At 72.7% G+C, this 24,503-nt stretch carries 22 protein-coding genes; 5 read left to right on the plus strand and 17 right to left on the minus strand.

Annotation, left to right across the window (positions count from 1 at the left end; translation table 11 throughout):
* Window positions 1-33: 33 nt before the first annotated feature.
* Both AC3EQ1_RS11435 and AC3EQ1_RS11440 read left to right on the plus strand, forming a co-directional pair.
* The gene (locus tag AC3EQ1_RS11435) at window positions 34-588 is read left to right on the plus strand and encodes a peroxiredoxin (RefSeq protein WP_351504669.1); all 555 of its coding nucleotides are present in this window, start codon (window positions 34-36) and stop codon (window positions 586-588) included.
* A gap of 6 nt (window positions 589-594) precedes the next feature.
* A complete protein-coding gene (locus AC3EQ1_RS11440; protein WP_432094214.1) occupies window positions 595-1,128 on the plus strand; it encodes an alkyl hydroperoxide reductase in 534 nt (177 codons plus the stop codon).
* Window positions 1,129-1,387: 259 nt separating this feature from the next.
* Here AC3EQ1_RS11440 and AC3EQ1_RS11445 read toward each other — a convergent pair whose 3' ends face one another.
* The 4 genes from AC3EQ1_RS11445 to AC3EQ1_RS11460 form a co-directional block, all read right to left on the minus strand.
* On the minus strand, window positions 1,388-2,740 hold the full coding sequence (locus tag AC3EQ1_RS11445) for an AI-2E family transporter (RefSeq protein ID WP_432094215.1): 1,353 nt from the start codon (window positions 2,738-2,740) through the stop codon (window positions 1,388-1,390).
* 132 nt (window positions 2,741-2,872) lie between these two features.
* A complete protein-coding gene (locus AC3EQ1_RS11450; protein ID WP_432094216.1) occupies window positions 2,873-3,589 on the minus strand; it encodes an aggregation-promoting factor C-terminal-like domain-containing protein in 717 nt (238 codons plus the stop codon).
* Between the two features lie 445 nt (window positions 3,590-4,034).
* A complete protein-coding gene (phoH2, locus tag AC3EQ1_RS11455; protein ID WP_432094217.1) occupies window positions 4,035-5,357 on the minus strand; it encodes an RNA 5'-3' helicase PhoH2 in 1,323 nt (440 codons plus the stop codon).
* A gap of 926 nt (window positions 5,358-6,283) precedes the next feature.
* A complete protein-coding gene (locus AC3EQ1_RS11460; protein WP_388858978.1) occupies window positions 6,284-7,081 on the minus strand; it encodes an isoprenyl transferase in 798 nt (265 codons plus the stop codon).
* Between the two features lie 112 nt (window positions 7,082-7,193).
* On the opposite strand from AC3EQ1_RS11460, the gene mgrA reads away from it, so the two are divergent.
* Together mgrA and AC3EQ1_RS11470 are read left to right on the plus strand one after the other, a co-directional pair.
* Complete coding sequence (mgrA, locus tag AC3EQ1_RS11465) at window positions 7,194-8,231, plus strand: L-glyceraldehyde 3-phosphate reductase (protein WP_432094218.1); 1,038 nt, start codon at window positions 7,194-7,196, stop codon at window positions 8,229-8,231.
* A 767-nt stretch (window positions 8,232-8,998) separates the two neighbouring features.
* On the plus strand, window positions 8,999-9,442 hold the full coding sequence (locus tag AC3EQ1_RS11470) for a DUF192 domain-containing protein (RefSeq protein WP_432094219.1): 444 nt from the start codon (window positions 8,999-9,001) through the stop codon (window positions 9,440-9,442).
* Between the two features lie 89 nt (window positions 9,443-9,531).
* Here the strand turns inward: AC3EQ1_RS11470 and AC3EQ1_RS11475 are convergent, their stop codons facing one another.
* The gene (locus AC3EQ1_RS11475; RefSeq protein WP_432094220.1) at window positions 9,532-10,434 is read right to left on the minus strand and encodes an SDR family oxidoreductase; all 903 of its coding nucleotides are present in this window, start codon (window positions 10,432-10,434) and stop codon (window positions 9,532-9,534) included.
* A gap of 1,113 nt (window positions 10,435-11,547) precedes the next feature.
* Here AC3EQ1_RS11475 and AC3EQ1_RS11480 point away from each other — a divergent pair.
* Window positions 11,548-11,931, plus strand: coding sequence for an ATP-binding protein (locus AC3EQ1_RS11480; protein WP_488187154.1), 384 nt, complete (start codon window positions 11,548-11,550; stop codon window positions 11,929-11,931).
* 326 nt (window positions 11,932-12,257) lie between these two features.
* Here AC3EQ1_RS11480 and AC3EQ1_RS11485 read toward each other — a convergent pair whose 3' ends face one another.
* The 12 genes from AC3EQ1_RS11485 to AC3EQ1_RS11540 all read right to left on the minus strand — a co-directional run bounded on the left by AC3EQ1_RS11485 (window position 12,258) and on the right by AC3EQ1_RS11540 (window position 24,496).
* The gene (locus tag AC3EQ1_RS11485) at window positions 12,258-13,025 is read right to left on the minus strand and encodes a prepilin peptidase (RefSeq protein ID WP_432094259.1); all 768 of its coding nucleotides are present in this window, start codon (window positions 13,023-13,025) and stop codon (window positions 12,258-12,260) included.
* A 496-nt stretch (window positions 13,026-13,521) separates the two neighbouring features.
* Window positions 13,522-14,157 (minus strand): OmpA family protein, encoded by a 636-nt coding sequence (locus tag AC3EQ1_RS11490; RefSeq protein ID WP_432094222.1) that lies wholly within the window; start codon window positions 14,155-14,157, stop codon window positions 13,522-13,524.
* 7 nt (window positions 14,158-14,164) lie between these two features.
* Entirely contained in the window at window positions 14,165-14,758 is a 594-nt protein-coding gene (locus AC3EQ1_RS11495; protein ID WP_432094223.1) for a hypothetical protein, read from the minus strand.
* A 39-nt stretch (window positions 14,759-14,797) separates the two neighbouring features.
* Entirely contained in the window at window positions 14,798-15,493 is a 696-nt protein-coding gene (locus AC3EQ1_RS11500) for a pilus assembly protein TadG-related protein (RefSeq protein ID WP_432094260.1), read from the minus strand.
* Window positions 15,490-15,738 (minus strand): hypothetical protein, encoded by a 249-nt coding sequence (locus AC3EQ1_RS11505; protein ID WP_432094224.1) that lies wholly within the window; start codon window positions 15,736-15,738, stop codon window positions 15,490-15,492. The genes AC3EQ1_RS11500 and AC3EQ1_RS11505 overlap by 4 nt, the downstream gene beginning before the upstream one ends.
* A gap of 233 nt (window positions 15,739-15,971) precedes the next feature.
* Window positions 15,972-17,021, minus strand: a complete 1,050-nt coding sequence (locus tag AC3EQ1_RS11510) for a response regulator (protein WP_432094225.1) — start codon at window positions 17,019-17,021, stop codon at window positions 15,972-15,974.
* Window positions 17,018-18,436, minus strand: coding sequence for a sensor histidine kinase (locus tag AC3EQ1_RS11515; RefSeq protein ID WP_432094261.1), 1,419 nt, complete (start codon window positions 18,434-18,436; stop codon window positions 17,018-17,020). The genes AC3EQ1_RS11510 and AC3EQ1_RS11515 overlap by 4 nt, the downstream gene beginning before the upstream one ends.
* 437 nt (window positions 18,437-18,873) lie before the next feature.
* The gene (locus AC3EQ1_RS11520) at window positions 18,874-19,761 is read right to left on the minus strand and encodes a DUF5936 domain-containing protein (protein WP_432094226.1); all 888 of its coding nucleotides are present in this window, start codon (window positions 19,759-19,761) and stop codon (window positions 18,874-18,876) included.
* Between the two features lie 13 nt (window positions 19,762-19,774).
* Window positions 19,775-20,713, minus strand: a complete 939-nt coding sequence (locus tag AC3EQ1_RS11525; RefSeq protein ID WP_432094227.1) for a type II secretion system F family protein — start codon at window positions 20,711-20,713, stop codon at window positions 19,775-19,777.
* Between the two features lie 198 nt (window positions 20,714-20,911).
* The gene (locus AC3EQ1_RS11530) at window positions 20,912-22,249 is read right to left on the minus strand and encodes a TadA family conjugal transfer-associated ATPase (protein WP_432094228.1); all 1,338 of its coding nucleotides are present in this window, start codon (window positions 22,247-22,249) and stop codon (window positions 20,912-20,914) included.
* A gap of 22 nt (window positions 22,250-22,271) precedes the next feature.
* The gene (locus tag AC3EQ1_RS11535) at window positions 22,272-22,865 is read right to left on the minus strand and encodes a TadE/TadG family type IV pilus assembly protein (protein ID WP_432094229.1); all 594 of its coding nucleotides are present in this window, start codon (window positions 22,863-22,865) and stop codon (window positions 22,272-22,274) included.
* Window positions 22,862-24,496, minus strand: a complete 1,635-nt coding sequence (locus AC3EQ1_RS11540; protein WP_432094230.1) for a CpaE/TadZ family protein — start codon at window positions 24,494-24,496, stop codon at window positions 22,862-22,864. The genes AC3EQ1_RS11535 and AC3EQ1_RS11540 overlap by 4 nt, the downstream gene beginning before the upstream one ends.
* Window positions 24,497-24,503 lie beyond the last annotated feature (7 nt).

Raw genomic sequence — 24,503 nt, forward strand, 5'->3', positions numbered from 1 at the left:
CAAAAGGGACGTTCCATGCTGCAAGGAGAGCGCGTGCTCACTGTCGGTGACAAGTTCCCCGCATACGACCTGACCGCTTGCGTTTCGCTCGAGAGCGGCAAGGAGTTCGAGCAGATCAACCACAAGTCCTACGAGGGCAAGTGGCGCGTCGTCTTCTTCTGGCCGAAGGACTTCACCTTCGTCTGCCCGACCGAGATCGCCGCGTTCGGCAAGCTGAACGACGAGTTCGCGGACCGCGACGCCCAGATCCTCGGCGTCTCCGGCGACTCCGAGTTCGTGCACCACGCCTGGCGCAAGGACCACGACGACCTGCGTGACCTGCCCTTCCCGATGCTGGCCGACTCCAAGCACGACCTGATGCGCGAGCTCGGCGTCGAGGGCGAGGACGGCTTCGCGCAGCGTGCCGTGTTCATCGTGGACCAGAACAACGAGATCCAGTTCACCATGGTGACCGCCGGCTCGGTCGGCCGTAACCCCAAGGAGGTCCTGCGGGTCCTCGACGCCCTGCAGACCGACGAGCTGTGCCCCTGCAACTGGAGCCAGGGCGAGGACACCCTCGACCCGGTCGCGCTCCTGTCCGGAGAGTGATCTGACATGGCCCTCGACGAGCTGAAGTCCGCTGTTCCGGACTACGCCAAGGACCTGAAGCTGAACCTCGGTTCGGTCATCGGCAACTCCGACCTGCCGCAGCAGCAGCTGTGGGGCACGGTGCTCGCCTGCGCGATCGCCACCCGCTCGCCGCGCGTGCTGAAGGAGCTGGAGCCGGAGGCCAAGGCCAACCTGAAGCCCGAGGCGTACACCGCGGCCAAGTCGGCCGCCGCCATCATGGCGATGAACAACGTCTACTACCGGACCCGGCACCTGCTGTCGGACCCGGAGTACGGCAACCTGCGCGCGGGCCTGCGGATGAACGTCATCGGCAACCCGGGCGTGGAGAAGGTCGACTTCGAGCTGTGGTCGCTGGCGGTCTCCGCGATCAACGGCTGCGGCATGTGCCTGGACTCGCACGAGCAGGTGCTCCGCAAGGCCGGTGTGGACCGCGAGACGATCCAGGAGGCGTTCAAGATCGCCTCGGTGCTCCAGGCCGTCGGCGCGACCCTCGACGCCGAGGCCGTGCTGGAGGGCTGAGCTTCTCCCCCTTCGCAATGAGGGCCACGCGGTTACCGCGTGGCCCTCATGCGTATGCCCGGACGGAGCACGCGCCCGCCCGGTACAGAACGGGCCCGAGCGGATGCACCGATGGCACGAGCGGATGACCCCCGAGCGGATACACCGGCTGCCCGTCCGCGATCGGACGGGCCACCGGCACAGCTACGGTGCCGCGTGACGGCACACGCACGCCCCCGAGGTCCGCCGTCCGGATCGGGCCGGAGCCGGACGCCAGGGATCAGACGCGCGGTGTCTCTTCGGGCGGTGCCACCGGCTGCGCGGTGGGAACGGCCGTCCCCACCGCGACCGGCGCGGGCACCGGGACGACCCGCAGCGCCTGCTCCTGCGAGAACTTGCGCAGATAGCCGACGACGGTGTTGGTCACGGCCACCAGCGGCACCGCAACGACCGCACCGCCCACTCCGGCGACCAGCGAGCCCGCGGCGACCGAGAGCACCACGGCCAGCGGGTGCACCCGGACCGCGCGCCCCAGGATGAACGGCTGCAGCACATGGCCCTCGATCTGCTGCACCGCGAGCACCACCACGAGCACCATCAGCCCGGTGAAGACGCCCTGGGTGACCAGCCCGACGATGACCGCGAGCGCACCCGAGACCACGGCCCCGACCAGCGGGACGAACGCGAAGAGGAAGATGAAGACCGCGAGCGGCACGGCCATCGGCACATCGAGGAACCAGATGCCGAGCCCGATGAAGATCGCGTCGATCATCGCCACTATGACCGTCCCGCGGACGTAGGCGGTGAGCGTGCGCCAGGCGCGCGGGCCGGCGCCGGCGACGCCTTCCCGGGCCGCGCTCGGCACCAGCTTCAGCAGCCAGTTCCAGATCTTGGGGCCGTCGTGCAGCAGGAACAGCGTGCTGAACATCGCCAGCAGGATGCCCGTCAGGAACTCCAGGATGACGGTGACGCCCTCGAGCCCGGCGGAGGTGATCTCCTCGGTGTTGGACCCGACCGCGTCCCGCAGACTCTGGGCGATGTCCTTGATCTGCGCCTCGGTGACGTGGAACGGGCTCTGCAGCAGCCACTTCTGGAGCTCGTCGATGCCGTCCTGCACGCGCAGCGAGAGGTTGTCGATGTTGTCCATCACCTGCCACACCACGAACCAGCCGACCAGGCCCATGATGACGAAGCCGGTGATGAAGGTGAGGGTGGTGGCGAGCCCGCGCGGCAGGCCCACTCTTCGGAGCCGGCCCACAGTGGGCTGGAGCAGGGCGGTGATCAGCAGGGCCGCCACGAAGGACAGCACCACCAGCTGGACGGCGCTGATGACGCGCATCAGCACGAAGAGCGTGCCCGCGAGGACGAGCAGTCGCCAGCCGGCCTCCGCGGCCACCCGCACGCCCCAGGGGACCGCGGCGACCGGATCGGGCTTCGCGGCGACCGCCGGAGCGTAGGCGGGAGGGGCGGGGACGTGGTCGGGCTCCCGGTCGGCGTCCTCGGGCGGGCCCGCCGGGCCGCCCTCGTGCTCTTCGGCGGCGGCCGCCGCCGCGCGCCGCCGGTCGTCCAGCCACGCGGTGAAGCCGTGCAGCCTGGACCCCAGACCGCCCACCCATTGCGGCAATGTGGACATGTCCCTTCCGCCCCCTCTCCCCGCGTCGTTGTCCTGAAGACGGTACCCCGGACACGACGAAGCCCCCGACCTTGTGGACGGGGGCTTCGCGGGTGTCTTCGCCTCGGTGGCCCGGAACCCGGGCCGGAGGGGCTAGTACCAGCTGTTGGCCTGCCAGAAGTCCCAGGCACCGCAGGGGCTGTCGTAGCGCTCGTTCATGTAGTTCAGACCCCACTTGATCTGCGTGGCGGGGTTGGTCTTCCAGTCGGCGCCGGCGGACGCCATCTTGGAACCGGGAAGCGCCTGAACGAGACCGTACGCACCGGAGCCGGCGTTGGTCGCCTGGTAGTTCCAGGTGGACTCGTGGTCCACGATGTTGCTGAAGCACTGGAACTGGTCGGCCGGCATCATCTGCCGCGCCATGGCCTGCACCTGGGCGACCGTGTACGACGCCTGGACAGGGAAGTCACCGGAGTCGCGGGTGGAGCGGCTGGCCACACTGGCGGCCTTCTCGCGCTCCTTGGCCTTGGCCTCCGCCTTGGCTTCGGCCGCCTTCCGGTCCGCTTCGGCCTTCTTGTCCGCCGCGTCCTTGGCCGCCTGCTTGCGGGCCGCTTCCTCCGCGGACTTCTTCGCTGCCGCGTCCGCCGCGGTGGACTGGGCGTCCGCCTGCTGCGTCAGCGACGCGGTCTGCGCCTGGGTCTGGTTCCCGGCGGATATGTCTGCGAGGAGCGTCGCATCAGCAGCTGTCGCCTCGGCGGGCTCGGTGGTCGAACCCGGCGTGCTACCCGAGGCAACACCGACGACAGCGCCGACGGTGGTGACTGCGGTGGCCGAAGCCACTGCGAATCCCCGGACCGAAATCCGGCTCACACGGTTTCCTTCCAGCGTCGCCCGCTTAGGTGACCTCGCGGACGCAATCGTGCCCCTGGCGCTGGCCTCCCCTTGTTCCGGTCCCGGTGATACCGGGTCCGACTGGTCACGGGAGGCACTGGCCCGGTGCGAACTCCCTCGGGAGTTCCGCGTGGTGCTCGGGCGGCATACGGCGAACGCCTGTTGAGTTTTGTGGTGCAGCACCGCTGGGGGTGCCGGTGTGCCGTATGCGGGGCCTGACAGGACCCAGACTCTGCCCGACGCCGACGCCTCGAGGCAATTCCGCGTTGCGTGTTAAAGCTCACATCCCGTTTGGGCCTGCGGCTTTTCGGAAACACCCGCGCGTGAAAACGCCGCGCGGCTAAGCTTCTTCGCTTTGCCGCGCGGCGTCCCGGTATGAACTGTACGGAGCTCTACGAACCCGTCGAACGGGTTCGTATCCATCTCAGATGCGGGCTTCCTCCAGCATTTCGGTCACCAGTGCCGCAATCGGGGAGCGCTCCGAGCGGTTCAGTGTGACGTGCGCGAAGAGCGGATGGCCCTTCAGCTTCTCGACGACCGCGACGACCCCGTCGTACCGCCCGACCCGCAGGTTGTCGCGCTGCGCCACGTCATGGGTGAGCACCACCCGCGAGTTGGCCCCGACCCGGGACAGCACGGTCAGCAGGACGTTCCGTTCCAGCGACTGCGCCTCGTCGACGATGACGAAGGCGTCGTGCAGCGACCGCCCGCGGATGTGGGTCAGCGGCAGCACCTCGAGCATGCCGCGGCCGACCACTTCCTCGATGACGTCGCGCGACGTCACCGCGGACAGCGTGTCGAAGACGGCCTGCGCCCACGGGCTCATCTTCTCCGCCTCGCTGCCCGGCAGATAGCCCAGGTCCTGCCCGCCCACCGCGTACAGCGGCCGGAAGACCATCACCTTCTGGTGCTGCCGGCGTTCCAGCACCGCCTCCAGACCGGCGCACAGCGCGAGCGCGGACTTGCCGGTGCCTGCCCGGCCGCCCATGGAGACGATCCCGACCTCCTGGTCGAGCAGCAGGTCCAGGGCGATCCGCTGCTCGGCGGAGCGGCCGTGGATGCCGAACGCCTCGCGGTCGCCGCGCACCAGCCGGACCCGGCCGTCGGCGGTGACCCGGCCCAGCGCCTTGCCACGCTCGGACTGGAGCACCAGCCCGGTGTGGACCGGCAGCTCCTGCGCCTGCGCCACATGAACACTGTCCGCCGCGAAGAGCTCGTCCACCTCCTCCGCACTGACGGCCAGCTCCGCCATGCCGGTCCAGCCGGAGTCGGTGATGGCGAGTTCGGCGCGGTACTCCTCGGCGAGCAGACCCACCGACGACGCCTTGATCCGCAGCGGCAGGTCCTTGGACACGACGGTCACGTCGTACCCCTCGGCCTGAAGGTTTCTGGCCACCGCCAGGATCCGCGAATCGTTGTCCCCCAGCCGGAAACCGGCCGGCAGAACGCCCGGGTCGGAGTGGTTGAGCTCGACCCTGAGCGTGCCGCCCAGCTCCCCGATCGGGATCGGCGCGTCGAGGCGTCCGTAGGTCACCCGGTATTCATCGAGCAGGCGGAGGGCCTGCCGGGCGAAGTAGCCGAGCTCCGGATGGTGTCGCTTGGCCTCCAACTCCGTGACCACGACGACGGGAAGCACGACCTCGTGCTCGTCGAAGCGGCTCATGGCCGACGGGTCTGCCAGCAGGACGCTGGTGTCGATGACGTAGGTGCGCCGGTCGTGCGCGCGGCGCTTGTTACTGGTCACCACGGGTGGACGAACCCCCTCGGATGAGGTCGGGGTGCGACGGCGTCGCCGGGGAATGGACCGGGCTCGGGCCGTGATGCACGGGCCGAGCGCCGGCCCCTCACGATGTCCGTCCGCGGCTCGTCGGCTCCTGCCGAGCGAACCGCACGGTCGTCCGTGTGCAAAGGGCCTCCCGGGCGGGCGACCCCATGCCACCCGCTGGTGCCGGACGCCCGTGGACCGGGCGTCGACGTGACTGAGATATTCCCTCGAACGTGCGCCGCCATGCCATGGCATATGACGGCGCGACGGTGAACGTTGGGCAACAGCGCCGTCCAACTTGCGGCGATACGCGGCTCACCGTACGGAACGTCCCACCGGGTTCCGGTGCACGGCGGACGGGAACGGGGCCGCCGCACCGGTCTCAATCGGCCACCGCCGGTCCCGGCCGGGCCGCTCGACGCCACGCCGGGCCGGCCCGAACGTGGTCCGAACGGGCCACTGCGCACGGCCGCGCGGCTCATACGACAGAGGGGTTCCTCCAATACCCCGGCCGGAGCAACGCGGGGTCACCCACGCCCCTGGGCGTGCTCCGGTGCGAGGGGTGGAGTGCTCGTCCCGGGCCGGCCGGGCGCGACGGCGGCCGGGGGCGGTGACGGTCAGGTCGCGGTGACGGCCGGGGGGGCAGTGACGGTCCCGGCCCCGGGGTGGCGTTCGCCCGCAGACCGGGCAGCGCGGACGACGGCGGAGAGCCGGCGGCTCGGACGGCCGCTGAGATCGGCCGGGTGCCCGGGCCGGGCGGGCCGTGGCACGAGGGCCAGCCGGGTGAGTGGCGGGGCCTGACGGGCCGTGGCACGAGGGCCGACCGGGTGAGTGGCGGGGCCTGACGGGCCGCGGCACGGAGAGCCGGCCGGGTGCCGGCCGCGGTGCGTGCCGCGGCCGGCCGGGCGTCAGCCTCCGTAGCGCCGGTGGCGGGCCGCGTAGTCGCGCAGCGCCCGCAGGAAGTCCACCTTGCGGAAGGCGGGCCAGAAGACTTCGCAGAAGTAGTACTCGGAGTGGGCGCTCTGCCAGAGCATGAAGCCCGACAGCCGCTGCTCACCGCTGGTACGGATCACCAGGTCGGGGTCGGGCTGGCCGCGCGTGTAGAGGTGCTCGGCGATGTGCTCGACGTCGAGGACCTCGGCGACCTCCTGGATCGACTTGCCGCGCCCGGCCTGCTCCAGGAGCAGCGAGCGCACCGCGTCCGCGATCTCCTGACGGCCGCCGTAGCCAACGGCCACGTTCACCACGATGCCGTCGACACCGCTGGTCGCCTGCTCGGCCTCCTTGAGGACGGCCTGGGTGCGCGGGGGCAGCAGATCGGGCGCGCCGACATGGCTGACCCGCCAGCGACCGTCGGCCCCGAGGTCGCGGACCGCGTCCTCGATGATGCCGAGCAGCGGGACGAGCTCCTCCTCGGGCCGGTCGAGGTTGTCCGTCGACAGCAGCCACAGGGTGACGACCTCGACGTCCGTCTCGGCGCACCAGCCGAGCAGCTCCTTGATCTTCTCGGCCCCGGCCTGGTGGCCCTGCTCGGCGGTACCGCCGGAGGCGCGTGCCCACCGCCGGTTGCCGTCGAGAATGACACCGATGTGCTTGGGCACCTGATCGTGGTCGAGGCGGCCTTCCACCCGGCGTGCGTAGAGCCTGTAGGCCAGGTCACGTACCACCCGCGGATACGGGGAGCGGCCCCCGGACAAACGCAGCATCGCCTTCTTCAGCCCCTCCGTGACATGGCGGCCCCGAAGCCAGCAGCCTACTGCGCGCTCGGCCTCCGCCACCAACCCGGCCGGGGCGGAACCCCGTGATAGGGAGGGCGGTGTGACAGACACCTCCCCTTTCCTCGCCGCCGATGAGCGCTACGACACGATGCGGTACCGGCGCACGGGCCACAGTGGCCTCAAGCTGCCCGCGATCTCCCTCGGGCTGTGGCACAACTTCGGCGACGACCGCACCCTGCAGTCGCAGCGCTCGATCCTGCGCCGCGCGTTCGACCTGGGGGTGACGCATTTCGACCTGGCGAACAACTACGGGCCCCCGCCCGGCTCGGCCGAGCTGAACTTCGGCAAGATCTTCGCCCAGGATTTCCGCCCCTACCGGGACGAACTGGTCCTCTCCACCAAGGCCGGCTACCTCATGCACCCCGGCCCGTACGGCGAGTGGGGCTCCCGGAAGTACCTGCTCTCCTCGCTCGACGCCTCGCTGCGGCGGATGGGTGTCGACTACGTCGACATCTTCTACTCGCACCGCTTCGACCCGGACACCCCGCTGGAGGAGACGATGGGCGCGCTCGCGTCCGCCGTGCAGCAGGGCAAGGCCCTGTACGTCGGCGTCTCCTCCTACAGCGCGGAGCAGACCCGGGAGGCGGCCCGGATCCTGCGCGACATGGGCGTACGGCCGCTGATCCACCAGCCCTCGTACTCCATGATCAACCGCTGGACCGAGGACGACGAGCTGCTCGACACCCTGGAGGCGGAGGGCATGGGATGCATCTCCTTCGCGCCGCTCGCGCAGGGTCTGCTGACGGACAAGTACCTCGACGGCGTGCCGGAGGGCTCGCGGGCGTCCCAGGGCAAGTCCCTGGACCCGGGACTGCTGAGCGACGACGTCGTGCGGCGGCTGCGGGGGCTCCACGCCATCGCCGAGCGGCGCGGACAGTCGCTCGCCCAGCTGGCCCTGGCCTGGGTGCTGCGGGACGAGCGGATGACCTCGGCGCTCATCGGCGCGTCGAGCGTGCGGCAGCTGGAGGCCAATGTCGCGGCGCTGGACGGCCCGCCGCTCACGGCGGACGAGCTGACGGAGATCGACTCCTTCGCCCGGTCCACGGAGGGCGTGAACATCTGGGCCGCGCGGAGCTGAGGCCCGGGCGGGTCCCGGGGGCGGGATCCGGGTGAGCCGGGGTCCGGGGGCCGGGATCCGGGTGAGCCGGGTGCGGGTGGCCTGGATCCAGGGCCTCGCTCCGGGTGGCTGGCCGCCGGGTGGCCGAGATCCCGGTGAGGCGGGCCCGGGGGCCGGGATCCGGAGTTTCCCCGGGGCGGGCGCCGTGGGGCGGCTCCGGCGCACCGGGCAAGAAAGCGGGCCGGTCCGTGGGGGGGGATACGGACCGGCCCGAGGGGGGGTTTCCACCATAGCGGCTCATAGGGCGTGGTCGGGGCAATGACGGGAGTGACGGCGCGCTGCGCGCGTCGGACGTCTCCGCCGCGGCTCCCGGAAGGCCCGTCACGCTGGGCCGGGACCACTCGGGACGGGGTCCGGAGACGACTTTTGGAGAGGGGTTAGACGTGGGAGGGGAGCCTTGACTTCCGCCCCGTCCGTCCCATCAGTCCCAGACCGGGCCACTCCCGGGCAGGGACGGCTCGTCCGGTGTGCCGGAAAGCTCGCGGTGCCGTGCCGGGCGCCGCGAGCCGGTGCACCGTTTCCGGGCGAAGCACAGCGCCGGAGAGGCGGACGGGTGACTCCGGGCGGGAGCCGGGTACGAGCCACGGGCCGGGTACGGGCCACGGGCCGGGTACGAGCGCCTGGGGACCCAGGTACCGGCCGGGTACGCAGGCGGGTGGCTCCGGGGAACCGGGACGAACCGCGACAGGAACGGCCCGGTGCGCCGGGTCCGGCAGGCAGGAGGACGGATGGGCCGCTGGCGGGACGGCAGGAGCACGTTACGGATCGGCGGCACGGGGGGCGGGAGCGCGGGGCCGCCCGGGGCTGGGGAGGCATCGCTGAGCGAGGTGCCGTCCGCGGGTCAGGGGTCGTCCCGGTCCCGGGCCCCGGGTCCGGCCATTCCCGTGGAGATCGCCACGTCCTACCGGGCACGCACCCGCGGTCTGCTCGGGCGCGACGGCATCGAGGGGGCGCTGCTGCTCACCCCGGCCAGTGGGGTGCACACCTTCCGTATGCGGTTCCCCATCGACGTCGCCTACCTGGACCGGCGGCTGCGGGTCATAGCCGTCCGCACCATGAAGCCCGGCCGGCTCGGGCTCCCCCGGCTGCGCGCCCGGCACGTCCTGGAGACGGAGGCCGGCGCGATGGCGCGCTGGGGGCTGCGGCCCGGCACGGAGGTCGAGATCGGCTGACGCGATCGGCTGACGCGTCCGCCGACGGCACGGCCCGGCTCACGCTCACCGGTCGTCCGTCCGCCGCTCCCGCTCCTCTTCTCCTCCCTCTACTCCTCGGGCTTCTTCTGCTCGGGCTTCTCCTCCCCGGGCTTCTTCTCCCCGGAATCCGGCTTCTCGGGATCCGGGGACTCGGAATCCGGCTTCTCGGGATCCGTCACCCCCTGCTGCGGGGGCCGTGTCGCACCGGTCGCCGGGCCGGCCAGGAACTCCTCGAACGTGATCCGGCCGACGGCCCGGTCCGGAACGAGGTTGCCGCCTCTCCGCAGGCCCGCGACGAGGGCGCCGGGCAGCCGCAGCGGGACGACGCGGCGCCGGACGCCGGCGGCCCGGAGACAGCTGCGGGCCAGATCGGTGGCGTCGCGGATCTCGGGTCCGCCCATGTCGGCCACGCGTCCGGCAGCCGGTCCGGCGGCCAGTTCCGCCAGCCGGTCCGCGACCTCGCGGACGTCGACCGGCTGGAACCGCACCCCGGCGACCGTCAGAACAACGGGCAGCCGCCGCTGGGCCGACGTCATCCGCGCCACCAGATCGTGGAATTGGGTGGCCCGGAGCACGGTCCAGGGGAGTCCGGAGTGCTCGATCAGCCGCTCGGCGGCCAGCTTGGCCCGGTAGTAGCCCAGCGGCAGCCGGTCGATCCCGACGATGGAGATGTAGACGAGGTGCGGCCGGCCGGCCCGCTGGGCGGCCTCGGTCAGCAGCCTGGTGGCTTCGACGTCGCCGCGGCCGTTGGCGGTGGCGCAGTGGATGACCGCGGTCACCCCGTCCAGGGCCGCGTCGAGTCCTTCGCCGGTGCGCAGATCGCCGGTCGCCCAGGTGTACGGCATCCGGTCGGCCTCGGCTCGGGGGCGCCGGCTCAGCACCCGCACCGGGCGTCCGTCGTCGAGCAGCCGGCGGACGACGGCCCGTCCGAGCGTGCCGGTGCCACCGGTCACCAGAACGGTTCCGTTCACCGTGCGTACCTCCCAGCAGGCGGCCCGCTCGCGGGGTGCGGCGGGCGCGGTTTCGAGACGGGCCCGGCCGCGGCGAGACGGGCCGAGTGCGCGGGGCCGGCTCGTCCCACCAGGTGCGCGGCGGACCGGCGGGCTGGTTCGCGCGCTCGGCCGACGCCCTCCGGTGCCGGTGCCGGTACCGGACGCCTCAGCTTGTCATGGGCACCGGGCGGAGGAGGCGATCGAAGTCACCGGATGGGCCGTTCGGCCGCTGCCTCCGGACCCCGCGGATACAGACCCCGCGGATACGGACCCCACGGATACGGACCTCCGCAGACGGGCCGTGGAGCGCGGGCTGATCAGCAGCCGGTGGGCCAGGCCGTACGGGAACTCCCGTGGCGGCCGGGAGGCTTGTCCCGCCCGGGATCGTCCGCGGTGGCCGTACCGGACGGCGCGGCCGGCCGCTGCCCGCCGGGAGGAGGCCGTAGCCCCTTCCCGGCGGGGCAGCGGCGGGCCAGGGCGTTCTCCGCCGTGCGCAGCAGATCGTCCAGCGCCGGGGCGTGCTGCGGAATCCGCCGGGACGGCGATGCGCCGGCCCCCGCAGTGCCCCCCGCACAGCCGCCCCCGGCCGTTGCCACGCGGAGCGTCGGCAACGTCGTGGAATCGATCCTTGTCGCGTGCACAGCGGGCACCCCCGTGAGCCCCGGCCGCAGAGCGACCGCGCCGTCCTCCGACTCCCCCGTCGGCTGAGTCCATTACAGAGCACGCGTCGCCTGCTGTGACCCTCCGATGTCCGAGGGTGATGACGCGGGGGTGCACCTCAGCCGTGTTCCGGTGTGCTTTCGCTCACCGCTCCGGCCCCGGCCCGGCGGGGCCGGTCCGTCGGCCCTGACTCCGGCACATCCGCTCCCACCTGGCAGAACAGCACTCCGCAGAGTGGGACTTGCCCCTGTTCGCGCTCTTGACAGCGCTCGGTTCACGGCGCTCCGGGCGGGCCGACATTCATCCCAGTCCGCCCTTGGCACGTGTACAAATTCCCCGCCTGAACAGGAGCCCCTTATGACCGTCATTGCTCCGGCCTCCGATCGCGGGTCTCTTCCCGAGCCGCCCGCATCGTGGCAGTACAGCCTCCAGGTGCCCCACGACCCCCTGGGACCGGCCATCGTCCGGTCGACCGTCCGCATGGTTCTCGACCAGCACGGACTGAACGAACTCGCGGACACGGCGGAGCTGCTGACCTCGGAGCTGGCGACGAACGCGTACCGCTACTCGACGGGCCCCGCGTCCGTGCGGCTCAAGTGGACCGACGACACGCTCCGGATCAGCGTCTGGGACACCAACCCGGCTCTGCCCTCGCCGATTCCGGCCGACCTGGAGAGCGAGGGCGGCCGGGGGCTGCTGCTGGTCCGCCTCTGTTCGGACAACTGGGGCCGTTACGCGCTCACGGAACGGCAGGTCGGCTCGGGCGGAAAAGTGGTGTGGTGCGAGGTCCGGCACCCGGGGGCCACCGCGAGCTGAACGATCAAACCGCCTCGTCGATCGGGGCTGTCGGAGCCGGGTTTGATGCCACTTCGGACGCGGTTTCGGGCGCGGTGCGATCTCGGACGCGCTGGGGGTTCGTACGGGGAACGGGTTCGGATGAGACGCGGGGGTGCCGGTGGGGGTTCGGGTACCGGCTGAGGGGACTCCGGTGTCCGGGCAGAACCGTGGCGTCCGGGCAGAACGATGTGAACGGGGCAGGGTGTTGGCCCGGCGGTGCGAGCCATGCAGGCAGTTGCGCCGGTGGGGCAACCGTTTGTCGTGCACCGCCGGTTGAGGGCACCGCCGACGGGGCGCCCGGAGGTTCAGGACGCGAAACCGCCGAGCAGCAGTCCCAGCAGAGCGCCGGTGAGCATGAACGGGCCGAAGGGGACCGCGGTCTTCCGGCCCGCGCGCCGCAGCACGATGAGCCCGATGCCGTAGACCGCGCCCAGCAGGAAGCCCGCGAACGTACCCGCGAACAGGACGGCCCAGCCGTACCAGCCGAGCACCGTGCCCAGGCCGAGGGCCAGTTTGACGTCGCCGAAGCCCATCCCGCCCGGATGGATGAGGAACAGCAGGCCGTAGAGCCCGCCCAGGGCACAGCCCCCGAGCAGGGCGCCCGTCCAGGAGCCCGCGGAACCGGGGAGCAGGGCGGCCACCCCCAGGAGGGCGGCGGCCCCGGCGGCCAGCGACAGGGTGAGCACGTCCGGGAGACGCTTGACGGCGGTGTCGACCAGGGCGAGCGCCACCGCCACGGGCGCGAGCAGCAGCCAGACGGCCAGTTCCGGCCGCTTGCCGACGGCCGCGGAGAGCATGGCGCAGACCAGCGAGGTGAGGAGGGCGACGATCACGGCCGGGGGCCCGTAGGCGTGGACGCGGCGCAGGCTGTCGCGCGCTCCGGAGGGCTCCGGCCGAGCGGTCGGCGCGGCGGGAGCCGTGGGAGCGGCCGGACCGGTCGGCGCCGTGGGAGCGATCGGATCGCTTGGCGACACCGTCGAGTCGGTCGGTGCGGTCGGTGCCGACGAGTCGGTCGGTGCCGTCGGTTCGGTCGGTACGGCGGGCGCATCCGGTGTGCCGCGCGCAGCAGATATGCCGGCCGCAGCCGATGTGCCGGGCCCGGTAGATGCGTTCGGGCCGGTCGGTGCGTTCGGGCCGATCGGTGCGTTCGGCCCGGTCGGGTCGGTGGAGGCCGTGGGAGCGGGGAGCGTGCCGTCGGAGTGATCGTCCGGGAGTCCGGCCGGTGCCGTGTGCGCCGGTACCGCACAGCGCGCGAGGCCGAGCCAGCCGCCGGCCGGTCCGGTGATCGGATGGCCCTCGGGGCACGCGGCGCGCCACTGCTGCTCGGGCTCGACGGCCAGCCGGTAGACGGCTCGCGGCACGAACACCCCGGCGACGGCGCCGTAGCAGGCGGCGAGGACGGTCAGTATCGGATGCACCCCCTGACCCTACGGGGCCGGGAACGGCGGTCGTCAGGGCAGTCCCGGGCCGGAAAGCGCGCCACGCCGTCCGGGCGGTACGGCGCCCGTACCGGCCGCGTCGGAAGCCGGACCGGGCCCGCGGAATCCGGCCGTCCCGCCCCCGCGGTGGTCATCCACCGCCGCCCGGCTCGGCGCGGGGGAAGCTGACCTCGACACGGCGGTTCTTCTTCCGGCCCTCCTCGTCGTCGTTGCCGGCGATCGGATAGTCCTCGCCGTAGCCGCGGATCTCGAAGGTGACGTCCGATCCCAGGAGTCCGGCGAGGACCCGCTGCACCGCATCGGCGCGCTTCTTGGACAGCACGTCGCCGTGGGCGGAGGAGCCGAGGTTGTCGGTGAAGCCGAAGACCTGGACGTTCGGGGCGTCCTGCTTCTCGATCTCGTCCGCGATCTCGCGGATGCGGGACCGGGCACCGTCGCCGATCTTCGCGCTGTCCTTGCCGAAGAGCACCTCGGCCTGCAGGGCGAAGGTGACGCTGCGGTTGGTGTCCTCCCGCCGTTCCTCACCGCCCTCGGACTCGACCACCGACGTGATGTCGAGGACCTTGGCCGGGGCGAGGGTGGCACCGTTCACCATCTTGAGCCCGGGGTCGTCGGCGTCGACGCGCACCGGCGGGGCCGCGGGCCCGGGCAGTCCCGGCGGGTCGTCCGCCACGGCGTGCGGGGCGGGGACGAGCGTCAGCGCGGCGACGGCGCACGCGCCGACGGCGAGCGCGGCGGCCGGACGGGGGCGGCGGGGTGTGGTCATGGGGCGCTCACCCGGAGATCTCGATCGAGGCGGAGGGGAAGGTCGGGATCTGGAAGTCGACCTTGCGGGTGTTCGCCGGCGGAGCGGGGAACTGGGCGAAGACGGGGACGCTCTTGCCTGCTTCGATGTCCGATTCGAAGGTGGTGCACAAGGGGCGGCCCTCGGTGTCCCGGAGGACGTAGTAGCGCTTCTTGCCGGTGCTGTCGACGAGGGTGGCGCCGCCGAGGGATTCGCCGTGCTTGAGGACCTCTTCCTCGTCGCCGCTCCAGTCGGTGGCATCGGTCGAGATGAAGTCCTCATCGCTGGTGTTCTTCAGTGTTCCGGAGACGGTGACGAACCCCCCGGAGTCCCGATCGGCCCTGGTCACCGTGATCATCAGTCCGCTCTTGCCTTCGATCGTCGCCAGCACCTGCCTCGGCTCGGCGGCCTCGTTGTCCTGTCGCTCCGTCTCGCCATCGTCCTTGGCCCGTTCCGTCCGCTTGGGCTCCTGCGGCTTGCCTGCGTCCTCGCCACCACAGCCGGAAACGACGAGAACCAGAGCGGCCGCCAGCGCGACCGCGGCGGTGCCCCTTCGGGCCCCTGATGTCTGCCCAGTGCTCATGAACCATGTGTCCTTTACTCGTCGTTCGCTGGGTGCGGCTCAGTCCCGGAGGTGAACGGAGAACAGGTCCGCCGCTTCCGGGAGAGGAGCGCCGCTCCCGGGGTCGATGACCCAGACCTGACCGTCGCAGTCGAGTTCGAGCCCCGGTTTCTCCTCGTCGTCACCCGGGTCCTCCTCGCCGCCGGGCTCGTCCGGCTCCTCCGGTTCGTCGTCGGCGGGACCGGTCGCGCCGTCGTCGGGACGGCCGGACTCGGTGCCGGAGGGGGCGGGCGCGACGCGGCAGAGCGGTTCGACGACCGCGGTCGCCGTGGCGCGGGCGTGCTGGTTCTCCGTGCCGGGAACGATGGAGTCGCCGACGGTGCCCCGGGTCTCCACGGTCACGGTGAACCCGTCGTCCACCCGACGGCAGCCCTCGCCCGCCACATCGGCGTCGTTCCGGGCGGCGAAGGACTGCGCCTCGGCGCACGCGGTCGCGAACTCCACTCCCTGCCCGTTCAGCAGGTCCGTCAGCGCACCAGGGTCCAGGAGGGGATCCAGCAGCGCCGTCCGCAACTGGTCGCGCGCGTCCTGGGCCGCGGCCAGCGCGGCGGCGTCGGCAGCGGTCTGGCCACCGCTGCGCCGGTCCACGGCCTGGGCGACCGCGAAGTACGCGAACGCAAGAAAGAGCAGGCCCGCCACCACCGTGATGTAGATGGGGAAGGCCTGCCCGGTGTCGCCGGACCGGCGGGAACTCAGGCCTGGCCGGTGACCTTGCTGATCTGTTCGCCGATCGCCTTGTAGATGGTTTTGCCGATCTTGGTACCTGCCAGGGCTCCCACGATCAGGACGACGACCGCGATGATGCCCAGGTACTCGACCGCCGTCTGACCGCGGTCCCACGGCTGGGCATAACGCTTCCGGAACGCCGTGCCGGCCGTCCTGCGCCAATGGACCGCGCGCACCTCGGTCGTCACGTACGCCTTGGTCAGCAGATCGCTCATGATGTTCCCCTCGTTCGGGGCTCGCCCCTCGCAGAGGGGTGGCCCGGGTCCCGTGGGCGCCGTCCCCGTTCGCGGTGGTGCTCTCGCCGGTGCCGCTGTCGACCCCGGCACCGTAGGCCGACGGGAGGGGCCCGCCCCAGGGTCCAGGGGCCCAAATCCGGATTCGGATCCGGCGGGTCGCCCGCGCGCCGAGGTGCGCTCCGGAGTCCGGCCGGCCCGTGGGCCGTGCGTCCTCAGTCACGGTGCGCTCCTCTCGCCACGCCGGCCGGGGCTCCCCGCGCGATGCCCATCCACACGGCGATCGCCGCACTGCGGCTCTCGCACCGCAACTTGCCGAAGATCCGGTTGATGTGGTTCTTGACCGTCTTCTCGCTGATGAAGCACGCGGCGGCGATGTGCTGGTTCGACATCCCTGTCGTGATCAGTTCCATCACCTCCGCCTCCCGCCGGCTCAGCCCGAACTGCGCCCGGTCCACCGGACTTCCGCTCCACGGCTCCCCGACTGCCGTCCACGGGCGGGCCGATGGGCTCCGCCCCCCGGAGGACCCGGCTATCGACTGTCCCATATTTCGTCGCACTTGCAAAGAAGTCCAGGATTCCAATGGACTCTCCGATGCCGGGGCGACACCCTTGCGGGCGACCCGGTCCTGCTGCGGCACACCGACCGCAGGGGGCGGTACGGGCCCGGCATCGCAGGCCTCGACGGCCGGTCCGAAACCCGTCGGCACAGCCGGATCCCGATGCCCGCCGGGCCTCCTGGGGGCCGCCGCGGAGGGCGCGTCGTATGCCCCGGCGCGAACGTGCTCCAGCAACGCGTCGGCAGCGGTCACCGTGAAGTGGGCCCGCCCCGCGCGGAGGTCGCGCACGGCGAGAACGAGCTGGTCGACGGTGAATTCACCGTGCACCAGATAGCCGCCCGCACCCAGCCGGAGGGCTTCCCGGACGACATCGCGCTCACCGCTGTAGGTGAGCATCAGGACGGGTGCGAGGGGCGTCAGATGGGGCAGGGCCTCGATGCCGTCGACGCCGGGCATCCGGACGTCCAGCAGGATCACGTCCGGTCGGTGCCGGAGGGCGGCGTCGTACGCCTGGCGTCCGTCGGCGGCCTCGGCGGCCACCTCGATGCCCTCGCGGCTGCCGAGCAGCGTGCTGAGCCCGGCCCGTACCACCGGGTTGTCGTCGGCGACGACCACGCGCAGCGGCCGGGAGCCGGGGGGTTCCCGGAGGGCGGCGGGCGGGGACGGGTTGGTGCCGCATCCGCCGGTGCCGGGCAGGACCGTCATGGCGTGCGGCCTCCTCTCGATGGGCGGGGACGGGGAGGTGCGGGGTGGAAGAACTCGGGGGCTTCGGCGGCTGGTTGCTGTGGACCCGGAGGTCGCGGGCTCGGAGGCGGTGGACCGGGGTGCTGCGGAGCGGCGCGCTGCGGACCGCGGGGCTGAGCGGCGGGTGAATGCCGGACACCGGTAGCGGGACGAGCGCCGGGCCGGGTGCCGGCCGGCAGCACGGCGGCCATCGGCAGGTCGATACGGACCTCCGTGCCGCTGCCCGCGCCGCCGCGCCCGATCCGCAGCCGCGCGCCGAGCGCCGCCGCGCGCTCCACCATGCCGACGAAGCCGAAGTGCCCGCCCTTGCGCAGGCCGTCCAGCGTGGTGCCGGGCGGCAGTCCGCGGCCGTCGTCCAGGACCCGGACGCACAGCATCCGGTCCACGACGCCCGCCTCCACCACCACGTGCTCCGCACGGGCGTGCCGGGCGGCGTTGTCCAGGGCCTCCCCCACGATCACCAGCAGCTGGCGCGCGACGGCGTACGGCACCGGGGGCACGGGGACCTCGTTGAGCGGGCGGGCCCGGGCGTCGAGGCCGCTCCGGCCCGCGAAGTCCGCTACCCGCACGGCGAGTTCCGTCGGCAGATCCGTGCCGGCGCTGTCGATGTCGGTCTCCCGGCGCAGGTCGGAGAGGAGTTCGCGCGACTCCGCGGCTGCCCGGCGGGCGGCCCGGGCGACGGTTCCGGCCTGGCGTCCGACCTCGTCCGGGTCCATCCGCCCGGCGCTGCCCGCCAGGCCGTCGGCGGCGAGTGCCAGACCGTGCAGCGTCTTGGCCACCGAGTCGTGCATCTCGCGGGCCAGCCGGGCCCTTTCGGCGCCCACCGCCTCGGTGACGGCGAGCCGGGCGCGGGCCTCGGTCAGGGCCCGGGTGGCCGCGCCGACCCGGAACATCAGACCGCGCAGGGTGACCCCGATGGCGCCGGCGACCACACCGAACCCGGCCAGCAGATAGGCGTTGGGACCGGTGGCGTCGAGCCGGCCGTCGGCGGCGTAGAGCGTGGCCAGGAGCAGCACGTCGAGCCCGGCGAACACCCCCGCGCCGCGCCATCCGTAGACCAGCCCGGCGAGCAGCGGGGTGCAGCTGGTGACGTAGGCCAGGGTCGATTCGGGGGTCGCGGTGATGAGGAGCAGCGAGCCGAAGACCATGTCGACGGCGAGCAGCGCGGGGTGCCGCAGCAGCAGCGGCCCGAACCGCTCCCAGTCGCGGAAGAGGAGGTAGGAGCCCATGAACGTGACGACGACGGCGCCCCCGACGAGGCAGGAGGGCAGACCGGGGGCGGTCCGGGCGAGCGCGGCCGGGGCCGCGACGCCGATCATCGCCATCCGGAAGCCGAGGACCTGCCGGCACAGCGCCTGGAGGGCGCTCACCTGGATGCCGAGCGACGGTTCGCCGGAGCAGTCCGGGTCGCGCGACCACTCGGGGCTGTACGGGTGCTCGGAGGGTGCGGGACGCCCGTGGCTGTACCCGGACGCGGAGCGGGGCGGGCGACGCTCGGAGCCGTACGCGTGCCCGGATCCGTACCGGTGCTCGTCGTGACCCGGCCGGCCGCGGCCGATCCGGCGCACGCCACTGAACCGGCCGCCGGCGAACCAGCCACGGACACGCCACCGGCCGCCGCCACCGGACCACCCCCGGGCGGCGGCCCGTGCGCCGCCGTCCGGCCCCGCCGCCGGCGGACCCGGCAGCGAGGTGCCCGGCCGTGAGGTGCCCGGCCGTGAGGTGCCCGCGGGGTCGCCGGTCAGGCTTCCGTGCGCGACGTTCTCTCCCCGGGCCATCCGGTCGGCACCTCCTTCCACCGCGACCGCGTCCGTCACTGTCCGGTGATCGCGCCGAAGTCCGCGCCCGAGCCGAAGACGAAGCCCGCGACCAGCAGGATCATCGTGGCCGGGACCATGAACGTGGTGATCACGGCGGTGGCCTTCGGCACGGCCCGGGCGGCTCTGCGGCGGGCGTTCTGGGCGTCCGTACGGCGCATGTCGGTGGCGATCTGGATGAGGATGTCCACGATCGGGGCACCCAGCTCCTCGCCCTGCTGGAGCGCCGTCACGAACATCGCGACCTGTTCGGAGTCGTTGCGCCGGCGCAGCTCGTCGAAGGCCTGCCGGCGGCTGACGCCCATGTCCATCTGGCGCAGGGTGATGCGGAGTTCGTCGGCCCACGGGCCCGCGTACTGGTCGGCGACCCGGTCCAGGGCCTGCCGGAAGCCCAGGCCGGCGCTCACCACGACGGCGAGGACGTCGAGGAAGTCGGGGAGCGTCCGCTCGATGACGTCCTTGCGCTGCCGGATCGCCGCCCGGATGCCGACGTCCGTCCACCAGATGCCGAAGGCGAGCAGCAGGGCGGCGAGGACGAGGTTGCCCTTGTCGAGCATGACGAACGCCCCGACCGCGCCGAGGATGCCGTAGACCGCGCGGCGGGCGGCGTAGCGGTCGAGGGTCAGACCACCCGGGTTGCCGGCCAGGTCGATTCTCCGGCGCACCGCGTCGACCCGCTTCGGGCCCATCATGCGCAGCACCAGGGGGGCGAAGCGCATCCCGAGCCGGTCGATCACCGAGCCGACGGCGGTCGTCCGGGAGGCGCCGACCTCCAGGGCCACGACGAGGTCGCCGGGGAGCCGGGCCTCCGCCCGGTACATGCGCAGGCCCTGGAACGCGCCCAGGACCCCGAGGCCGATCACCGACGCGAGCAGCAGTCCCACGGTTGCGCTCCTCTCAGACGTCGATCTTCGACATGCGGCGGATCAGGAAGAACCCCAGCCCGTACAGGCCGAGGGCGACGAGCACCGCCGCCTGGCCGACGGCGGACGAGGTCATCCGGTCCAGGGACCCCGGCATGACCTGGTTCATCAGCAGCAGCGCGCCCAGCCCCAGCAGGGGCACCGCGAACGCCGTGAGGGTGACCTGGGAGAGCTGGGTGCGGACCTCGCGGCGGGTCTCCTTGCGCTCCTCCAGCGTCACGGTGAGGTTCCGCAGCGAGCCGACGACCGTGCCGCCCGCCCGGTTGGAGAGGACGAGGGTGGTGACGAGGACGACGAGTTCCCGGGAGGGCAGCCGTCCGGTGAGCTCCGCCAGGGCGTCGTCGACGGAGTGGCCGACCGACAGCTTGTCCGCCACCTTGCCCAGTTCCTCACCGGCCGGAGCCTCAAGTTCGTCGGCGGCCATGGACAGCGCCGTCCGCAGGGCGAGGCCGGCCTGGGTGGCGTTGGCCAGGATCCGGGACAGCTCGGGGAGCTGGTTGATGAACCGCTCGTTGCGCCTGCCGCGCTGCCAGTTGAGGAACGCGAAAGCCGCCCAGACGCCGATCAGCCCGGCGATCGGGCCGAAGAACGCTGCTAGCACCGAGGCGCCGACGAGCCACAGCCCGCCGGCGAGAAGGGCCGTGAAGACGGTGAACTCGCCGACGGTGAGGTCGAGGCCGGTCGCCGCGAGCCGGTTGTCGAGGTGCCGGCCGTAGCGGGTGCGCCGCAGCCGCCGGTCGAGGCCCGGGAACCGCCGCCGGCGGCCGGTGACGGGCGCGGGGCCGACGGCGGTGAGCCGGTCGACGACGGCCTGCCGCTGGGCCTTGCCGGTGGCGTAGGTGTGCCCGCCGAGGACCGCGAGGCAGCAGGCCAGCAGCGTGACACCGAGGGTCGGTAGCGCGAGATGGTCCATGTCGGGTGCCGGCTTCCGTTCGTGGGGTTCGGCGGGGCGGGGGGTTCGGCGGGGCGTGTGGGCTTTGTCGGATCGGGCTGCGTCGGGGCGGGGCTTCGTCAGGCCGGGTGGGCTGTCGGACCGGGAGGCCTGTCGGGTCGAGTGGGCTGTCGGGTCGAGTGGGCTGTCAGGTCGGGTGGGCTGTCGGGATCCCGTCGGCTAGAGGGCTCTGCGGGTGTCGAGCTGGTCGTCGGAGGCGGCGACGCCGAACGCGGGCGGGACGGCCTCCCCCGCGTAGTGCAGGCGTTCGGCGGTACGGGCGGGCAGGGGCAGGCAGCGGAAGCTGCCGTGCACGATCCGGTCGGCGCCCAGGGGCCGGGCGTCGAACCGGCAGACGGAGACGATGCGGAACGGCTCCCGGCCGCGCGAGGACAGCATGGTGATCTCGTCGATCCGGCGGGATCCGTCGGCGTGCCGGGCCAGTTGGACGATGCAGTCGACGGCGCTGTTGATCTGGTCCTGGAGCGCCTCGAACGGAATCTCCACCTCCGACATGGACGCCAGCGTCTGCAGCCGCATCAGCGCGTCCTCGGCGCTGTTGGCGTGCACGGTGGCCAGCGAACCGTCGTGACCGGTGGACATCGCCTGGAGCATGTCGAGCGTCTCGCCGCCCCGGACCTCGCCGACGATGATCCGGTCCGGGCGCATCCGCAGCGAGTTCCGCACCAGGTCGCGGATGGTGACCCGGCCCTTGCCCTCGACGTTGGGCGGCCGGGTCTCCAGCCGGACCACGTGCGGCTGCTGGAGCTGGAGCTCGGCGGCGTCCTCGACGGTGATGATGCGCTCGCCCTCGGGGATCAGCCCGGAGAGGGCGTTGAGCAGCGTCGTCTTCCCGGAGCCGGTGGCACCCGAGACGATGATGTTGAACTTGGCGCGGACCAGCGCCGAGAGCAGCATCAGCATCGGCTCGTCGAGGGTGCCGAGCCCGATCAGTTCCGGCAGCCGGTAGGCGCGGGGGAAGCGCCGGATGGTGAGCGTGGCGCCGGTGAGGGAGAGCGGCGGGACGATGACGTTGACGCGCTCTCCGGAGGGCAGCCGGGCGTCGACCATCGGATTGGACTCGTCGACCCGGCGGTTGACGGTCGAGACGATGCGCTCGATGGTCTGCATCAGCTGGTCGTTGGAGGCGAAGCGCAGCGGCAGCCGCTCCACCCGGCCGGCCCGCTCGACGTAGATGTGGTCGGGCCCGTTGACCATGATCTCGGTGATGGAGGCGTCCTCGAGGAGAGGTTCCAGCACACCGAGGCCGAGTGCCTCGTCGACGACCCGGCGGATCAGCAGGGATCGTTCGTGGGTGGAGAGGACGGGGCCCTCGCGGCTGATGATGTGGCCCAGCACGCGTTCCAGGCGGGCCCGGCGCTCGGCGGCGGCGAGCAGCGACATCTCCGCGAGGTCGATCTCCTCCAGCAGCTTGGTGCGGTAGACGGCGACGAGATGGCTCTCCTCGTGCTGCCCGCCCGCCGTCTCGGGGGAGGTGATGCGCGCCCTCAGGCTCATGCGGTGCTCCTCGGTGCGGGGCTCACGGGGCCGGCTCGTCGCGGGGCATGGTGGCGGTCTTCTCCACCGGACCGAAGCTCTCCACCCCGGGGATGATCGAGGGGATCTGCACCCGGACGGTGGCGGAAGCGGCGTCGGACCCGCCGGCGTCGGAGACGACCTCGGCGCGCCGGGCGACCCAGTCGCTCATCGACGCGTGGCCCGCGGCCACCGGGTCGGCGGCGGGCTCCGCCCGGGCCGCCGTACGGGCCGCCGCGCGGGCACCGGTCCGTGCCTGCGCCGCCACGTACCCGGCGAGGCCCAGCTGTACGGCGGCGAGGACGACGACCAGCAGCACGGGCAGGAAGCCCAGGAACTCGACCGAGGCCTGGCCGCGGTCCCGGGAGCGGGGCCGGGACCGGAGCCGGGGATGCGCCGCGGCCGACCGGGGCCGGACGGACGGCAGCCGGTTCGACGGGCGCCGGGCCGACAGGAGCCGGACCGACGACAGCCGGTTCGACGGGCGCCGGACCGACAGGAGCCGGACCGACGGAAACCGGTTCGACAGCCGCCGGGCCGACAGGAGCCGCTCCGACGGCGGCCACCGCCGCTCCGGCCGCGCGGGCTCCGGCGTCATCCCCGGTCCTCCGTGGCCGCGCCGGCGTCCCCGGTGACCGTGAACGGGAAGGAGACCCCGCCGGGGAAGAGCACCGGGACCTTCAGACCGACGCTGACCTTCGTCAGCCCGTTCTCGGTGTAGGGGGCGCCGACCCGGGCCCCGTCGGCCCAGGCGCGGGGCAGGTCCTCGGTGGCGGCGGCCTCGACGCCGGTGCCACCGCCCCCGGCCGCGACCGCCGCGGCGCGCGCGCCCCGGTCGGCCGCGTCACCGGCCAGGGTGAAGGTGTAGCCGACGAGCACGAACTGCCAGAGCAGAACCAGCACCACGAGGATCAGCGGGGTGATCCCCAGGAACTCGACGGAGACCTGGCCGCTGTCGGCGCCGCGCCGCCGGCGGCCCGACGCCGCCCAGCGCCCGGCCGGTCTGCGCGTTCTGCCCCCCGGACCGCCGCCCTGTCCCTCCGCTCCGGCCCGGCCGCCGCCACCGGCCAGGCCCAGTTCCCCGGCCAGTCCCCACAGCGCCTGCTTGACGGTGGAGCGGCTGTCCAGGTCCTGGAGCCGGCCCGCGTCGACACACGGCTGGAGCTCCTTGAAGTTCGCCGGAACCACCGTGCGGGCGACCTGGGTTCCGGTGGTCCGTCCGACGATCGCGGGCTGGATCTCGGTGGTCCGGTTGTGCCGGTTCACCACGGTGGTGGTCTCCTCGGCCTTGCGGATCTGCAGCCGGTCCCAGAGCCGCACCATCCGCTTGGCCGACCGCACCGCGACCACGTCCGGCGTGGTGACCAGCAGCGCGGTGTCAGCCATCTCCACCGCGGCCGCGTTCGCGCCGTTCATCTGGGCGCCGCAGTCGATGACGACCAGTTCGTAGCGGCTGCGCAGGGCGCTGACGATCTGCCGGGCGGCCCGGTCGCCGACCTCCTCGCCGCGCTCCCCCTCGTCAGGGGCGAGCAACAGCCCGAGGCCGGTCGGGTGGGTGAACAGGGCGTCCTGCAGCACTCTCGGGGAGAGGTCGCTGATGCCCGCCAGGTCGACGATCGAGCGGCGGAACTGCACGTCCAGGCAGGAGGCCACGTCCCCGGACTGGAGGTCCATGTCGACCAGGGCGACGCTGCGGCCGGACGCGCGGGCGGCGAGCGCCAGTTGGATCGCGGTGAGGGTGGTGCCGACGCCGCCCTTGGCGCCGGTGACCGTGACCACCGTGCCGCCGGGGCCGGTCAGCACGTCGCCGTCGGAGCCGAGGTGCCGCCGGACGCCCACCGCCCACTGGACGGTGGCCTGTACCCGGGCGGCCAGTTCGTCGTAGGAGAGCGGCAGTCCGATGAGGCCGCGGGCGCCGGAGTCCATCGCCGCCGCGTACAGCCCGGGGCTCATGTCCGCGGTGATCAGGATGGTGCCGACCGCCGGGAAGCGGAGGGCGATGTCGCGGATCAGTTCCAGGGCGGGGACCGGGCCGATCCGCTCGTGGACGAGCACCACCTCGGGCAGGTCCATGACGGATTCGCCGGCGAGCCGGGCGAGGGTGTCGACCAGCGCGGTGGAGTCGGCGGCGGCCGGCAGCGGCTCGGTGTCCGGCAGTTGGCCGATCAGCGTGGTCATCGCCCGGGCGGCGTCGGGGTCGCCGACGACCGGGAGGATTCGGGTGGCCATCCGGTGC

The sequence above is a fragment of the Streptomyces sp. bgisy100 genome, from assembly GCF_057709105.1.

Coding starts and splice junctions, on each gene's coding strand:
- AC3EQ1_RS11440 (WP_432094214.1), top strand. CDS start 595: ATGGCCCTCGACGAGCTGAAGTCCGCTGTTCCGGACTACGCCAAGGAC.
- AC3EQ1_RS11445 (WP_432094215.1), bottom strand. CDS start 2,740: ATGTCCACATTGCCGCAATGGGTGGGCGGTCTGGGGTCCAGGCTGCAC.
- AC3EQ1_RS11460 (WP_388858978.1), bottom strand. CDS start 7,081: ATGCTGCGTTTGTCCGGGGGCCGCTCCCCGTATCCGCGGGTGGTACGT.
- AC3EQ1_RS11470 (WP_432094219.1), top strand. CDS start 8,999: ATGGGCCGCTGGCGGGACGGCAGGAGCACGTTACGGATCGGCGGCACG.
- AC3EQ1_RS11490 (WP_432094222.1), bottom strand. CDS start 14,157: ATGACCACACCCCGCCGCCCCCGTCCGGCCGCCGCGCTCGCCGTCGGC.
- AC3EQ1_RS11495 (WP_432094223.1), bottom strand. CDS start 14,758: ATGAGCACTGGGCAGACATCAGGGGCCCGAAGGGGCACCGCCGCGGTC.
- AC3EQ1_RS11505 (WP_432094224.1), bottom strand. CDS start 15,738: ATGAGCGATCTGCTGACCAAGGCGTACGTGACGACCGAGGTGCGCGCG.
- AC3EQ1_RS11510 (WP_432094225.1), bottom strand. CDS start 17,021: ATGACGGTCCTGCCCGGCACCGGCGGATGCGGCACCAACCCGTCCCCG.
- AC3EQ1_RS11525 (WP_432094227.1), bottom strand. CDS start 20,713: ATGGACCATCTCGCGCTACCGACCCTCGGTGTCACGCTGCTGGCCTGC.
- AC3EQ1_RS11530 (WP_432094228.1), bottom strand. CDS start 22,249: ATGAGCCTGAGGGCGCGCATCACCTCCCCCGAGACGGCGGGCGGGCAG.
- AC3EQ1_RS11535 (WP_432094229.1), bottom strand. CDS start 22,865: ATGACGCCGGAGCCCGCGCGGCCGGAGCGGCGGTGGCCGCCGTCGGAG.
- AC3EQ1_RS11540 (WP_432094230.1), bottom strand. CDS start 24,496: ATGGCCACCCGAATCCTCCCGGTCGTCGGCGACCCCGACGCCGCCCGG.